The sequence below is a fragment of the Virgibacillus sp. MSJ-26 genome, from assembly GCF_018918075.1.
Lineage (GTDB): Bacteria > Bacillota > Bacilli > Bacillales > Amphibacillaceae > MSJ-26.
Genome location: NZ_JAHLPW010000012.1, coordinates 116303 through 130960, shown reverse-complemented (window position 1 = coordinate 130960; position 14658 = coordinate 116303). Strand labels below are relative to the sequence as shown.

Below are 14658 nucleotides of genomic sequence, written 5' to 3'. Positions count from 1 at the left end.
TTAACAATGAAAATGGAACATTTTCACATAAAAACAAAAGAAAAAACGGTTGCGTTTATCTTTTATTGATAAACATAACCGTTTTTGTTTATTTGGGGCTAGTTATGTCCCAGCCTCTTTTATTTTATATTTGCTCTTTTTAAATTTTTACAACAATTTTTTAACCTTTAAAAAACTATTTTAATTATACTAAATCCATGTTAAAGTAGTAGTAGTTAGTTTTGAAAACGCTTGCAAAGAGGAGTTCTCTTATGAAGGAAAAAAATAAATTAATTTTTGATCATGCAATACGGACAGCGGACATGTTAGTGGAAATGTTTGGTTCACTCTGTGAAGTCGCTGTACATGATTTTTCGGACTTACAACATTCGTTAATTTATATCGCTGGTAACGTCACTTCAAGAGAAGTTGGATCACCGATTACCGATTTAGTTTTAAAAGAATTAAGAAAAGATCATTCAGAAATAAAAGATATTCCCAGTTATCAGACAAACTCGAAGGATGGAAATATTATGAAGTCCACCACCGTGTTCTTAAGGGATGGTAATGACAATATTATTGGAGCATTATGTACTAATTTCGATATAAGTTTATTGATGCAGGTAAATGGAAAAATTGAAGAGTTCGTTGGATTTAACAAGGATAAGCAGCCGTCAGAAACATTCTTCACATCTGTACATGATGTCATTCATGATATGACACATCAAGTTTTAAGTCAGTTTAATAAGGCGCCTTCTGATATGTCTATGGAAGAAAAGATAGATGTTGTTGGTGAATTAGATGAAAGGGGAACGTTTTTAATCAAAGGCGCGACGGAATATGTTGCACAGGCTTTAGGCGTTTCAAAATTCACCGTCTACAATTACTTGAACAAAGTCAGAGCGACGAATGAGTACTTAACCAATAACTTAGAATAAATCTTACAGTATCAACTTTAGAAAAATACACCAAGAGGAGAGAGTAACATGGAAATTCTAAAAGGTACCGTGCTGCTACTGATTGTTTTAGCCGGTTTCACGTTATTTAGTTATAAAGCACCGCGAGGGATGAAGGCGATGGGAGCATTAGCCAGTGCTGCTATAGCTACGTTTTTAGTGGAAGCGTTTCAGCGTTATGTTGGCGGGGATTTATTAGGTATAGAATTTTTAGGGCAGGTCGGTGACGCGGCTGGTGGTATGGGCGGTGTCGCAGCTGCAGCACTTGTCGCACTGGCCATGGGTGTATCACCTGTATATGCACTTATGTTAGGGGTCTCTAGTGCTGGATTGGGACTTTTACCAGGATTTATTGCAGGTTACCTTTTATCTTTTTTAGTTAAGAAAATTGAAACGAAAGTACCGGATGGTCTAGATTTGATTGTGGCCATTATTGTTGCGGCACCACTTGTGCGTTTGTTGGCCGTGCTTGTCGATCCGCTCGTTGATGCAACACTACTTAATATCGGTGGAATTATTACGCAAACAACTGATGCTAGCCCAATTGTTATGGGAATTATTTTAGGTGGAGTCATCACTGTCGTTGCAACAGCACCACTAAGCTCAATGGCTTTAACGGCAATGTTAGGGTTAACTGGAACACCTATGGCGATTGGCGCGTTAGCTGTATTTGGTTCATCTTTTATGAATTTCGTATTTTTCCATCGAATGAAATTTGGCGATCGGAAAACTACCATTTCTGTTGCAATTGAGCCATTATCCCAAGTCGATATCATATCAGCCAACCCAATACCTGTATATGTAACAAACTTTCTTGGTGGAGCAACATCAGGTATAATTATCGCTTTAGCAGGATTGGTTAATGGAGCGACGGGAACAGCCACGCCAATCGCAGGATTTGCTGTTATGTACGGATTTAATGATCCGATGAAAGTAACGATTGTCGCGCTTCTCTGTGCAACGATGAGTGCATTATGGGGTTACGTCGGTTCCTTAATCTTTAAGAACTTTAAAATTCGTCGAGTGGACCAATTGGCTGAAATGGACAAAAAACCCGAGCCTGAAGTTACCCGAGAGCCTGAAGCTGAACTTGCTTAACTATGCTATAATAAGTGATTAGATAAAGAATTGATGAAACACATCGACTCAGGTCAGTAAAAATTTTAGGGCGGTGAGTAGAATGAAATTTAATTCAGTTTTTGATATTATCGGTCCCGTCATGATAGGACCGTCAAGTTCACATACAGCAGGAGCAGCTCGTATTGGTAAGGCAGCGCGTGATTTACTAGGCGCGGAACCAACTTGGGCTAAAATCCATTTATATGAATCATTTGCAAAAACGTATAAAGGTCACGGGACTGATTATGCTTTGGCTGGTGGATTACTTGGTTTTGAAACAGATGATATACGAATGAGTGAGGCGCTCGATTTAGCTAAAAGTCGTGGTTTGGAAATCGAGTTTATTGAAGATACAGCGGCAGTAGATCATCCCAATACAGCGCGTTTAATTATTGGTAATGAATCTGAGCAAGTTGAATTAGTCGGTATTTCCATCGGTGGTGGGAAGGTTGAGATCATAGAACTAAATGGATTTGTTCTTCGCTTATCTGGTAACCATCCTGCCATTTTAGTTATGCATAATGACCGTTTCGGTGCGATTGCTTCTGTCACAAATATATTAGCTAAGCATGAAATAAATATTGGACATATGGAAGTAAACCGTAAAGACGTAGGTAAAGAAGCACTCATGGTGATTGAAACAGACCAGAACTTAAATGATGATGTGTTACAAGAACTAGAAAATGCAGATCATATTATTCATATATCGACAATTGTTAGTTAATTTGAAGTTCCAGAGAGGAGGTTAATTGATGTTTCGTACAGTAGCAGAGTTAGTTGAAATAGCTGAAAAAGAAGGTATCTTAATCTCAGAAGTGATGATTCGTCAAGAGATGGATGTTAAAGAAAAATCGCGTGATGAAGTTTACGCTGAAATGGAAAGAAACTTAGAAGTAATGGAAAAAGCGATAGAAGATAGCTTGAAAGGTGTTCAATCGGTTACCGGATTAACTGGCGGAGACGCCGTTTTAATTCAAGAATATATGAAAAATGAAAATCCTCTATCTGGCCATTTACTTTTAGATGCAGTCAGTAAAGCAATGGGGACGAATGAGGTCAATGCCGCAATGGGAACCATTTGTGCCACACCGACAGCTGGTAGTGCAGGGTGTGTTCCGGGAACATTATTTGCTGTGAAAAATCAACTTAATCCAACCCGTGAGCAAATGATCCGCTACTTATTTACAGCTGGGGCATTCGGATTTGTCGTAGCTAATAATGCCTTCATTTCTGGTGCGGCAGGCGGCTGCCAAGCAGAAGTGGGTTCAGCTGGAGCAATGGCTTCAGCGGCTATTGTTGAAATGGCTGGTGGAACACCACAACAATCAGCAGAGGCCTTTGCCATGACGTTAAAGAATATGCTTGGCCTAGTTTGTGATCCAGTGGCAGGGCTCGTTGAAGTCCCATGTGTGAAGCGAAACGCAGCAGGCTCTTCGCTTGCCATCGTTTCAGCAGATATGGCATTAGCTGGAGTCACGAGCCGTATTCCGTGTGATGAGGTCATCGGTGCGATGTATCAAATTGGTAAAACAATGCCATCAACCTTAAGAGAAACTGGTGAAGGTGGCCTTGCGGATACACCGACAGGCCGATTATTGAAAGAAAAAATATTCGGTTCATTAGCATCGACAGAAGTTTAAGTGAAATAAATGATTGTCTTAGCAAAAAGTAGTAGACAGAAGCACTAACGTGCAGAGAAACGTTAGTGCTTTTTGAATAAGAGAAATCAATCACTTTTCGTCCCCCCTAGGTGAGAAAATCCATGCTAGGGGTAACGCGTCTAGCGTTCTCTTACACTCTAAACGAAAAAATCAGCCTTAGGGATAACGCTACAATTATCATTACAACTCTAAATAGCTATACATCCAATAGGTAGAATAATAAAACAACATAATTTACTATATAATTAGTTCACGAAGTTTTAAAGAAAGAAGGGGATCTAAGTTTGAATAAAGTAATTTCAAAATCGCTCATACTTTTAGTTTTATCACTCATTGTTTTAGCTGGATGTAATAAAAATAGTAAAAATGACAATTCAAACAATCAAACAGACGCTGAAAATCTCCAAGGAGACTGGCATGGGAATATTGATGTTCCCAATCAGCCTTTACCGATACAAGTCACGTTCGGAAATGAGGACCACCTAAATGGAAAAATTAGTATACCTATTCAAGGTGTTAGTGACTACCCTTTATCAAAAGTGAAATTAGATGATGGGGAAATATTGTTTGCAATGGATGTTCAAGGCGAGCTCGTCACGTTTGATGGAGAAGTTGAACAGGATAAAATTGAAGGTTCGTTTGAACAACATGGACAGACGTTTCCATTTGAATTGGAAAAAGGTAAAGTAGCGAGCGAAGATGATGAAGACAACAATAACTTATTAACCGTTGAAACAGAACGCGGTAAAATTTACGGAGAATTAGAAATTCCTGAACAATCCGGTGAAGCACCTTATCCTGTGATGATTATTATCCCTGGGTCTGGTCCAACTGATCGAAATGGAAATACGTTGGCCGGGGATAACAACAGCTTAAAATATTTATCTGAAGAATTAGCTGAACGAGGCGTGGCTAGTATTCGGTATGATAAGCCAGGTGCAGGGAAAAATACTGATATAAAAATCCCTGAAGAAGAAATCACATTTGATCAATTTGTCGAAGATGCCGTTGCTTGGATTGATTTAGCTGAAAAAGATGATCGTTTTACTGAAATTGGTATAATAGGTCACAGTCAAGGTTCGCTCGAGGGAATATTGGCAGCACAAGAAGAGGATATTGACGTATTTATTTCACTAGCAGGTGTCGGAAACTCTATAGACAAAACGCTTTATAATCAATTGGAAGAGCAATTGCCGGAAAACCTTCTAAATGAAAGTGAAGAGATTATTGCTCAATTAAAAAAAGGGCATATGGTAGATGAGTTATCTCCAGAATTAGAAGGAATGTTTCACAAGTCCGTTCAGCCTTTTCTCATATCGTGGATGGCATATGAGCCAGCAGAAGAATTAAAAAAATTATCATCACCTACCTTGATCATCAATGGAACACGGGATTTGCAAACACCTGAACATGAAGCTGAACTGCTTCACGAAGCGAGTGATGCATCTGAATTTCTATTAATAGAAAAAATGAATCACGTTTTAAAAGAAGCGCCAACAGACAGGGAAGGTAATCTTAAAACATATACTAATCCGGACCTTCCATTAGCTGATGGACTAATAGAAGGAATAGCAGAATTTTTAATAAACGAAGGATTCATCAAACAATAAGATTATGCTATGATAAGAGCAATAAAGTTAAAGTGAAGGGGGATTATATGCAAAATAAAGCACCTATTAAATTAGATGAACGGATCCATTTAATTGACGGCTATGATTTAGGCGTGGAAAGTCGTACGGGAACCTATGTGATTAATGAAGATGAATTAACCTTAATCGAAACAGGTCCTAGCCCATCGGTTAATTATATTAAAAAGGGATTAGAGGAACTAGGATTTACACTAAACCAAGTGAAGTACATTATTGTAACTCATATCCACTTAGATCACGCTGGGGGTGCAGGTGTTTTAGTAAAAAAATGCCCGAATGCTAAAGTCGTTGTCCACCCTCGTGGGAAAAGGCATTTAGAAAATCCTAAAAAGTTAGTAGCTGGGGCACGTGCTGTATATGGAGATAGTTTTTCAGAGTTGTTTGACCCAATTTATCCCATTGATCAAGCACGCCTCCTTGTTAAAGACGAAGGAGATACATTAGAAATTGGACCGGATTGTACACTGAGATTTTATAGTACACCGGGACATGCAAAACACCATTTTAGTATTTACGATCCGGTGAGTAACGGCATGTTTACAGGGGACACAGTAGGCATTAGATATGAACAATTGGTGGAAGACGGGATTGATTTATTTTTACCGTCAACATCACCCAACCATTTCAACCCAAGTGATATGAATGACTCTATTAATCGGATAGCAGACATGAATTTAGATAGAATATACTTCGGACATTTCGGGATGACAGAAAGTCCTAAAGGTGCATTAAAGCAGGTTTCTAATTGGCTCGATATTTTTATGGAAATAGCAGAAGAGGTTGCTGCAGAGGATGAAAGTTATGAGGTCTTGTCAGAGCGACTTTTCGGACGTGTTCGAACTTATTTAAGAGACCAAGATGTCCCAGACGAACATAAAGTTTACATATTAATCAACCTTGACATGCAAGTAAGCTCTCTTGGCATTATTGATTACTTTAAGAAAATACAACATTAAATTAGATTGATAGAAACCTGGCTTTTGATTACGCTAGGTTTTTTCATTCAATTAAAATATCCATTAAAAAAGAGTTATCCTTTATGAATAACTCCTAAACAGTACTATCTATCTTTCTTCTTCAGTTTTCATAAACGTTAAGATAAAGAATAAAATGAAGCTAATGAGTAAAATAGTTCCACCGACTATGAAGAATACGGTTGTTACGACGTCATTCATATTAAATGGATTCACGTAATAAAGCCACATGCCTATCGTTAGACCAAATGCACCAATGATACCTGACCAAACATGGAGTGTGGCTACCACGGTTTTGGCCGGAGTAAAAATTTTATAGAAAACAGCCCAGGCAAAAAGTGACAACCAGCCAACAACTAAAATGTGAGCGTGCACACTTTTAAAAGCATAGCTGCCGGCACCTGCCATATGCGAACCTAAAATTGCTCCAATAACAGCAAATAATGCTGAAAAACGGAGTAATGTTTTACTATATTTTTGCACGAAAAATCCCTCTCTTTCCTTTATACGCCTTTACTCTATAACTTTATTATGAATAGCATATGAATAATCTATATCGGCTAGAGTGCAGGATGAAAAGGATTATACTAATGTTTAAAGTTAATTTGAGTCACGTCATGTCGCATAATTATTCATAAGAAGACGTTCAATCTTGATCTGCAAAAAGATGTTCAATTTTGCTAACAGCTTCATCAATTGTGTTGGCATGAATATCGATCCTTTGGTGATTCGTATAATCTTTTGCATGATGTTCATAACGTGGATCATAATAAAATTCAAGCAACAGCTTAACCGCCTGAGCATAATCACTAGCTCGTAACGCTTCCTCAATTTTTTTAGCAATGGGTGTGTGAATGCGCTTTTTAATAAGTTGAAATGCTTCCATAAACTTCTCTGAATAAATCGTAGGGTGGTATTCATCTAAAATGATCTTAACTCGCAATTCAAATGGAAGATGAATAAAAAGTTGTTTCCCATTTTCTTTTTTGTCATAAAGAAAGTCAGGTAAAACCACACGACCAATACGCTTACTTTCCCCTTCAATAAAAACAAACGGCTCATGTTCATAACGTTTCATCGCTTGGACGAGAAGAGAATCAAATTTTTTTTGCTTGCTTGGCTTTAATCCAATTTGTCCAAAAATAGACCCGCGGTGACCGGCCAATTTTTCCAGGTCAATGACAGGATAGCCTTTAGTAGCTAGTTTTTGTAAAATAATTGTTTTTCCAGAACCAGTATATCCATTAAGTACATATAAATTTGGTGGGAAATCTTGTTTTTTAAGTTCATGGACAACCCATTGCCGGTAAGATTTAATACCGCCGTATAAACGATTGGCATGGATTCCCATAAGGTCGAGAACAGTCGCTGCTGTTTTACTTCGCATGCCCCCGCGCCAACAAAAGACAGTCATTGGAGTATTAATCTTATTAAATTGCTCAATAAAATCTGGTAATTTGGCAGAGAATATTTCTAGGCCTCTTTGTTTTGCTTCTTCTTTTCCTACTTGCTTATAAATCGTGCCGACTTCAGCACGTTCTTTATCAGAAAAAATAGGAATATTAATACTTCCCGGAATCGTTGCCTCTTCATATTCACTAGGTGAACGGACATCGACTAACGTATGTTCCCCCTTTGTTTGTAATAAATCTTTAATTTCAATATCATGGAACATAAGTAACAACTCCACTTCTTTCAAAATCTAGGCAGTCTACTTAGACCATATCTGCAGACTTTCTAGCATCAAATATTATTCCCTTAAATGTATAACTTTAACATAATCGATTAATGATTACTTCTCATAACTACCTCATAAACCTAATTTATTTAGGGCATAATGATCGCAGTTTACCCCACAAAATGAAGGTCCACTTTATCTCTTTCAGTAGAAAGGCTTTTTTTGAAAATCAAATCGTTGACAAATATACATTAGGGGGGTATAGTAAAAGTATAAAATGTAAAAGGAAGTGACAAAAATGGGAGACTATCTTCATGATCAACCCATTGTGCCTAGATCGGATGGAGAGAAGCAAGCAGTCATCAATCGTTTAAAACGAATTGAAGGCCAAGTTCGAGGCATTCAGAAAATGGTAGAAGATGATCGCTATTGTGTGGATATATTGGTGCAAATTAGTGCGATTAATGCCGCATTGAAAAAAGTCGGTTTTTCCGTAGCAGAAAGACATGCGAAACATTGTGTCAGCCATGCGGTGAAGTCTGGTGACGGGGAGGAGTCTATTGATGAATTGATCAATATCATGAAACATTTTGCTAAATAGGAGGGGAAATAGATGAGCGAATTAAAACATGCAACAGTTGGCGTAACAGGAATGACATGTTCAGCTTGTTCTAGTCGCGTGGAAAAGGTCTTGAACAAAATGGACGGTGTGGAAGCGCAAGTAAATTTAACGACGGAAAAGGCTACTGTCGATTATGACCCAACAACGACTTCGATTCATGATATTACCGATCGAATTGAAAAAGTTGGCTACGGGATTCAAATGGAAAAGTCTGAGCTTGACGTTATGGGCATGACATGTGCAGCCTGTTCATCGCGTATTGAAAAAGTACTCAATAAACAGGAAGGAATTAAAGAAGCTACTGTCAATTTGACGACAGAGAACGCGACAGTTGAATACAATCCTGGTCTTATTGATGAAAAAGCAATTATTGATCGAATTAAAAAACTTGGATATGACGCGAAAGTAAAAGCCGATAAACAGGAAAAGCAGTCTCAAAAAGAAAAAGAATTACAGAAAATGAAGTGGAAACTCATTATTTCTGCAATTTTGTCGATTCCATTATTAGTTACGATGCTCGACCATTTATTAGGCATTTCCCTTCCTTCTATTTTCATGAATCCTTGGTTTCAATTTGCTTTAGCCACTCCGATTCAATTCATTATTGGTTGGCAATTTTACGATGGAGCTTATAAAAACTTACGAAATGGCGGGGCAAATATGGACGTTCTTGTCGCCCTTGGTACAAGTGCCGCTTATTTCTATAGTTTATATGAAGGATTTAAAACGATTGGAAATCCGGGATATGATCCACATCTTTATTTTGAAACGAGTGCTATTTTAATTACACTTATTTTATTCGGAAAATATTTAGAAACAAATGCGAAAAGTAGAACAACCGCTGCGTTATCTGAATTATTGAATTTACAGGCAAAACAAGCGCGGGTTATTCGAAGTGGTGACGAAGTGATGATCCCAGTGGAAGATGTTGTTGTTGGAGATATAATGCTAGTAAAGCCGGGAGAAAAAATGCCCGTAGATGGTGTGGTTACAAAAGGAAGAACGTCTGTCGATGAATCGATGCTTACAGGAGAATCTATTCCGATTGAAAAAGACATTGGGGCAGATGTTGTCGGATCAACGATTAACAAAAATGGAACGATTGAAATGGAAGCGACTAAAGTAGGAAAAGATACGGCTCTTGCTTCGATCGTTCAGGCAGTAGAAGATGCGCAAGGCTCGAAGGCTCCAATTCAACGTCTTGCTGACATTATTTCAGGATACTTTGTTCCGATTGTTGTTGGGATTGCAGTTTTAACATTTATTATTTGGATTACGCTCGTTCAGCCCGGTAATTTTGAACCCGCGTTAGTTGCCTCCATAGCGGTGCTCGTTATCGCATGTCCGTGTGCTTTAGGTTTAGCAACACCAACATCGATTATGGTTGGAACTGGAAAAGCGGCGGAAACAGGCATTCTTTTTAAAGGTGGAGAACACCTAGAACGTACTCACCAACTTAATGCCGTCATTCTGGATAAGACAGGAACGATTACACAAGGTAAGCCAGAAGTGACGAACTTTACAGGGGATGACGAAACGTTGCAATTACTCGCTAGTGCGGAAAAAGGATCAGAACACCCCTTAGCAGAAGCAATTGTCGCCCATGCAACAGAAAATGAAATTGAACTTTTAGACACAGATGAATTTGAAGCGATACCTGGTCATGGTATTCGTGCGATGATTTCGTGTAAAGAAATTTTTGTTGGAACAAGAAAGTTAATGACAGATAACAACATTGATGTCATCAATGCAGAAGATAATCTCAAAACTTATGAGACGGATGGGAAAACAGCGATGTTAATTGCAATCGACGGCATATATCGTGGCATTGTCGCTGTAGCTGACACAATCAAGGATACGGCAAAAGAAGCGATTGCTGAGTTACATGACCAAGGGTTAGAAGTTCTAATGCTAACAGGAGACAATCAACTGACGGCTGATGCGATTGCCAAACAAGTTGGGATTGATAGGGTCTTTGCCCAAGTGTTACCAGAGGAAAAAGCGGAAAAAGTAAAAGAAGTTCAAGCTCAAGGTAAAAAAGTCGCGATGGTTGGGGACGGGGTGAATGATGCACCTGCTCTTGCAACAGCGGATATCGGAATTGCGATTGGAACAGGAACAGAAGTGGCCATTGAAGCAGCAGACGTCACGATTCTTGGAGGAGAGTTATTACTCATTCCTAAAGCAATCAAATTAAGTAAAGCAACGATTAAAAATATCCGCCAAAACTTATTCTGGGCCTTTGGTTATAACACCGCGGGAATTCCGATTGCTGCTCTAGGTTTATTAGCCCCATGGATTGCTGGAGCTGCGATGGCATTGAGTTCCGTCAGTGTCGTTTCCAACTCCCTTCGTTTAAAAAGGGTAAAAGTATAGATATTATGATGATAAAGGATCTATTCTAAAGGTAAAAGAATTCCTTTCAAAAAGGAGACAGGCTAAACTTGTTCTCTCAGTAAAATCTACTCATTTGAAAGGGGGTGAAGTGTTATGAAAGAAATGACTTTAGATGTAACAGGCATGACATGTGGTCATTGCAAATCTTCTGTGGAAGGTGCACTAAAAGAATTGGACGGTGTATCAAATGTCGACGTCAATTTAGATACTGGTAAAGTTGACGTGAAATATGACGAAGCAAAAGTTTCAGCGGACGCTATGCGTGAAGCTGTCGAGGATCAAGGGTACGATGTTGCCTAACGAGAGAATATAAAATTTTAATGAAATGGATACATGGAAGTTACTATCTAATTCCATATTCTACTTATCTACAATAAAAGCTGATTCCTTTTAGGGATCAGCTTATTTATTGTTTATCTTATACGATACAGGGGTATAGTGATTTTGTGAGGCATACAAAATTATATATAGGGAAAATTATTTATTATGAATGGTGTAAAGGAGTGAAAAATATGGTAAACAATAATAACGAAAATCATCAACATCATGATCATGATAAACATACCAATCAAGAAAGTCATTCTAACCATCATGGTGACGAGGGTCATGAACATCACGGACATCATGGCCACGATGAACATGGTGGACACGATCATCATGATCACGGCGATATGGTAGAGGATTTTAAGAAGCGATTTTATATTTCTCTTATCGTAACGATTCCTATATTAATTTTATCACCTATGATTCAAGAGTTTATCGGTGTTGACTTTCAACTGCCATTTAATCAATATATTTTATTTGTGCTGTCAACATTTATCTTTTTTTATGGTGGTTGGCCATTTATTACGGGAGGTATAAGTGAACTAAAAGACAAAAATCCCGGCATGATGACGCTGATTGGATTGGCGATTCTAGTTGCTTACGTGTATAGTTCTCTTACAGTTTTCGGTTTGGAAGGTCAGGATTTTTTCTGGGAACTAGCCACATTAATTGATATCATGCTCCTTGGTCACTGGATTGAAATGCGGTCCGTTATGGGAGCATCCAATGCACTTGAAGAATTGGTGAAACTCGTTCCAAGTGAAGCACATAAATTAGACGAAAACGGGAATGTTATTGAAATTCAAGTCTCTGAATTGAAAAACCATGATAAAGTACTGGTAAAACCAGGTGAAAGAATACCTGTTGACGGTACGATTGTGGATGGAAACTCGGCGATTGATGAATCGATGCTGACAGGTGAATCCGTTCCAATTGAAAAAGCGAAAGGGGACGAAGTGATTGGTGGCTCGGTGAATAAAGAGGGATCGCTTACCGTTCAAGTTGAAAAAACGGGGGAAGAATCCTATTTATCCCAGGTTATTACCATGGTGAAAGATGCACAGGAATCAAAGTCAAAAACACAAGATATCACCAATCGAGCGGCAAAATGGTTGTTCTATGTAGCATTGGCAGCAGGGTTTATTACTCTATTTATTTGGCTTCTGCTTGGATATCCGTTTGATACAGCATTAGAGCGAATGGTAACCGTCATGGTGATTACCTGTCCTCATGCGCTTGGTTTAGCAGCACCTCTCGTTATTGCAGTGTCAACATCGATTTCAGCTAAACATGGGCTCCTTATTCGTAACCGTGCTAATTTTGAAGGAGCACGAAATTTGAATGCTGTTGTATTTGATAAGACAGGGACATTAACTCAAGGTGAATTTGGCGTAACAAATATAGTACCAAATGAAGGTTACCAGGAAGAAGATGTGTTAAGTTATGCTGCAAGTCTTGAACAAAATTCGGAACATCCGATTGCGACAGGTATCGTTTCTTCTGCAAAAGATAAAGATATACAGCTTAAACAAGTTGCGGATTTTGAAGCCCTGACGGGTAAAGGCATTCAAGGAACGATAGATAGCAAGAAAATCAATGTCGTTAGTCCAGGGTATGTGGATAATGAAGGCATGGCTTATAATAAAGAAGAATTTAATAATCTTTCAGAAGAAGGAAAAACTGTTGTTTTTGTGTTGTTAAATGACGAGCTAATCGGAATGATAGCCTTAGCTGATATTGTTCGCGATACAGCAAAAGAAGCCATTGCCAATTTAAAAGAGGAAGGCATCCATTCCATTATGCTTACAGGTGATAATGAAAAAGTCGCACACTGGGTGGCTGAACAATTAGATATCGATGAAGTATATGCTGAAGTTTTACCAGATAAAAAAGCAGATCAGATTAAAAAAGTGAAGGAAAAAGGCTGGAAAGTAGCTATGACAGGAGATGGGATTAACGACGCCCCAGCTTTAGCCACAGCTGATTTGGGCATCGCCATTGGAGCTGGTACAGATGTTGCGATGGAAACAGCCGATGTTGTCTTAGTTAAAAGCAATCCGAAAGATGTTGTTTCACTCATCGATTTATCCAAAAAAACGTATCGAAAAATGATTCAAAACCTATGGTGGGCTGCTGGATATAATATTCTGGCCATACCACTTGCAGCTGGTTTATTAGCGCCTGTTGGCATCGTACTTAGTCCAGCAGTTGGTGCTATATTAATGAGCTTAAGTACTGTTATTGTGGCGATTAACGCGAAATTGTTAAAAGCTTAAGTAGGTTCTTTTAACTGAAAGAGTAACAGCCGAATGTTCTTCCTTCATACTGTTTTAACACGCCTCTTTAATGGGATGCCCATTAAAGAGGCATTTTATTTTTAAAAACGAGGTTTATTTTGTGCATGCGTTCAACATGATAATTTACACCGTGTTAATTATTTGTCAATTTAAATTTACTTCTATATAATTTATATGAAAGATTAAATGTATGAAAAGGGAGAGAGAAAGATGGGTCGTTTAAAAGGAAAAGTAGCTATTATTACAGGTGCCGCAAATGGTATGGGAGCTTCTGAAGCAAAACTATTTGCTAATGAGGGCGCAAAGGTGGTTGCAACTGATATTCAAATTGAAAGGCTTAACCAAATCGTTGAAGAAATTAAAAAAGAAGGTGGGGAGGCACTCGCATTAGAACATGATGTAACCTCAGAAGAAGCATGGAAAAGTGTTGTCGAGAAAACCATCCAATCTTTTGGAAAAGTCGATGTTTTAGTTAATAATGCTGGTGTTTCAACAGAAAAAACGATTGCAAATATGGAAATGGATGAATGGAACAAAGTACAAGATGTTCTCCTAAACGCTCCTGTTATCGGTATGAAACAAGTTATTCCTGAAATGAAAAAGTTAGGTGGAGGATCAGTTATTAACATCTCATCTATTGGTGGAATTGTTGGAATGGCTGGGACAAGTCCTTACACTGGGGCGAAAGGCGCCCTTCGTTCTTTATCTAAAGCAGCAGCAGTTGAATATGCAAAGGATTTAGTACGTGTTAACTCTGTTCATCCAGGAATTGTAGAAACACCAATGACAGCCCCAGCAATGGAGCAAGCTCAAGCTTATTTTCAGACATTTACACAACTCCCGTACTTTGGAAAACCAGAGGATGTAGCATATGGAGTTTTATTTTTAGCTTCAGATGAATCACGATTTATGACAGGTGCAGAACTTGTAATAGATGGTGGCTGGACTGCGTTATAAAATAAAAAATCATTAAAGATGACTTTAGATATATCATTCAGATAG

At 38.4% G+C, this 14658-nt stretch carries 13 protein-coding genes; 11 read left to right on the top strand and 2 right to left on the bottom strand.

The window, feature by feature from the left end; translation table 11 throughout:
- Window positions 1–251: 251 nt before the first annotated feature.
- From KQI49_RS12580 to KQI49_RS12555, 6 genes are all read left to right on the top strand, one after another.
- Window positions 252–917 (top strand): helix-turn-helix transcriptional regulator, encoded by a 666-nt coding sequence (locus KQI49_RS12580; RefSeq protein WP_216489445.1) that lies wholly within the window; start codon window positions 252–254, stop codon window positions 915–917.
- Window positions 918–965: 48 nt separating this feature from the next.
- Window positions 966–2033 carry a PTS sugar transporter subunit IIC gene (locus KQI49_RS12575; protein ID WP_216489444.1) on the top strand — a complete coding sequence of 356 codons (1068 nt, stop codon included), beginning with the start codon at window positions 966–968 and terminating at the stop codon, window positions 2031–2033.
- An 82-nt stretch (window positions 2034–2115) separates the two neighbouring features.
- Window positions 2116–2778: an L-serine ammonia-lyase, iron-sulfur-dependent subunit beta gene (gene sdaAB, locus KQI49_RS12570; RefSeq protein ID WP_216489443.1), complete on the top strand. Its 663-nt coding sequence runs from the start codon at window positions 2116–2118 to the stop codon at window positions 2776–2778.
- A gap of 28 nt (window positions 2779–2806) precedes the next feature.
- Window positions 2807–3694, top strand: coding sequence for an L-serine ammonia-lyase, iron-sulfur-dependent, subunit alpha (gene sdaAA / locus KQI49_RS12565; protein ID WP_216489442.1), 888 nt, complete (start codon window positions 2807–2809; stop codon window positions 3692–3694).
- A 305-nt stretch (window positions 3695–3999) separates the two neighbouring features.
- The gene (locus KQI49_RS12560; RefSeq protein ID WP_253286820.1) at window positions 4000–5325 is read left to right on the top strand and encodes an alpha/beta hydrolase family protein; all 1326 of its coding nucleotides are present in this window, start codon (window positions 4000–4002) and stop codon (window positions 5323–5325) included.
- Window positions 5326–5372: 47 nt separating this feature from the next.
- Entirely contained in the window at window positions 5373–6320 is a 948-nt protein-coding gene (locus tag KQI49_RS12555) for an MBL fold metallo-hydrolase (RefSeq protein ID WP_216489441.1), read from the top strand.
- Between the two features lie 108 nt (window positions 6321–6428).
- Here KQI49_RS12555 and KQI49_RS12550 read toward each other — a convergent pair whose 3' ends face one another.
- Window positions 6429–6821, bottom strand: a complete 393-nt coding sequence (locus tag KQI49_RS12550) for a hypothetical protein (RefSeq protein WP_216489440.1) — start codon at window positions 6819–6821, stop codon at window positions 6429–6431.
- 163 nt (window positions 6822–6984) lie between these two features.
- Window positions 6985–8013, bottom strand: coding sequence for a tRNA 2-selenouridine(34) synthase MnmH (mnmH, locus tag KQI49_RS12545; protein ID WP_216489439.1), 1029 nt, complete (start codon window positions 8011–8013; stop codon window positions 6985–6987).
- Window positions 8014–8314: 301 nt separating this feature from the next.
- Here mnmH and KQI49_RS12540 point away from each other — a divergent pair, with 301 nt between their 5' ends.
- From KQI49_RS12540 to KQI49_RS12520, 5 genes are all read left to right on the top strand, one after another.
- The gene (locus tag KQI49_RS12540; RefSeq protein WP_216489438.1) at window positions 8315–8617 is read left to right on the top strand and encodes a metal-sensing transcriptional repressor; all 303 of its coding nucleotides are present in this window, start codon (window positions 8315–8317) and stop codon (window positions 8615–8617) included.
- Window positions 8618–8629: 12 nt separating this feature from the next.
- Window positions 8630–11014 (top strand): heavy metal translocating P-type ATPase, encoded by a 2385-nt coding sequence (locus KQI49_RS12535; RefSeq protein WP_216489437.1) that lies wholly within the window; start codon window positions 8630–8632, stop codon window positions 11012–11014.
- Window positions 11015–11128: 114 nt separating this feature from the next.
- Complete coding sequence (gene copZ, locus KQI49_RS12530) at window positions 11129–11335, top strand: copper chaperone CopZ (protein WP_216489436.1); 207 nt, start codon at window positions 11129–11131, stop codon at window positions 11333–11335.
- Between the two features lie 212 nt (window positions 11336–11547).
- Window positions 11548–13635: a heavy metal translocating P-type ATPase gene (locus KQI49_RS12525; RefSeq protein ID WP_216489435.1), complete on the top strand. Its 2088-nt coding sequence runs from the start codon at window positions 11548–11550 to the stop codon at window positions 13633–13635.
- Window positions 13636–13866: 231 nt separating this feature from the next.
- Complete coding sequence (locus tag KQI49_RS12520; RefSeq protein WP_216489434.1) at window positions 13867–14613, top strand: SDR family NAD(P)-dependent oxidoreductase; 747 nt, start codon at window positions 13867–13869, stop codon at window positions 14611–14613.
- Window positions 14614–14658: the final 45 nt, after the last annotated feature.

Coding starts and splice junctions, on each gene's coding strand:
- KQI49_RS12580 (WP_216489445.1), top strand. CDS start 252: ATGAAGGAAAAAAATAAATTAATTTTTGATCATGCAATACGGACAGCG.
- KQI49_RS12575 (WP_216489444.1), top strand. CDS start 966: ATGGAAATTCTAAAAGGTACCGTGCTGCTACTGATTGTTTTAGCCGGT.
- sdaAB (WP_216489443.1), top strand. CDS start 2,116: ATGAAATTTAATTCAGTTTTTGATATTATCGGTCCCGTCATGATAGGA.
- sdaAA (WP_216489442.1), top strand. CDS start 2,807: ATGTTTCGTACAGTAGCAGAGTTAGTTGAAATAGCTGAAAAAGAAGGT.
- KQI49_RS12555 (WP_216489441.1), top strand. CDS start 5,373: ATGCAAAATAAAGCACCTATTAAATTAGATGAACGGATCCATTTAATT.
- mnmH (WP_216489439.1), bottom strand. CDS start 8,013: ATGTTCCATGATATTGAAATTAAAGATTTATTACAAACAAAGGGGGAA.
- KQI49_RS12540 (WP_216489438.1), top strand. CDS start 8,315: ATGGGAGACTATCTTCATGATCAACCCATTGTGCCTAGATCGGATGGA.
- KQI49_RS12535 (WP_216489437.1), top strand. CDS start 8,630: ATGAGCGAATTAAAACATGCAACAGTTGGCGTAACAGGAATGACATGT.
- copZ (WP_216489436.1), top strand. CDS start 11,129: ATGAAAGAAATGACTTTAGATGTAACAGGCATGACATGTGGTCATTGC.
- KQI49_RS12525 (WP_216489435.1), top strand. CDS start 11,548: ATGGTAAACAATAATAACGAAAATCATCAACATCATGATCATGATAAA.
- KQI49_RS12520 (WP_216489434.1), top strand. CDS start 13,867: ATGGGTCGTTTAAAAGGAAAAGTAGCTATTATTACAGGTGCCGCAAAT.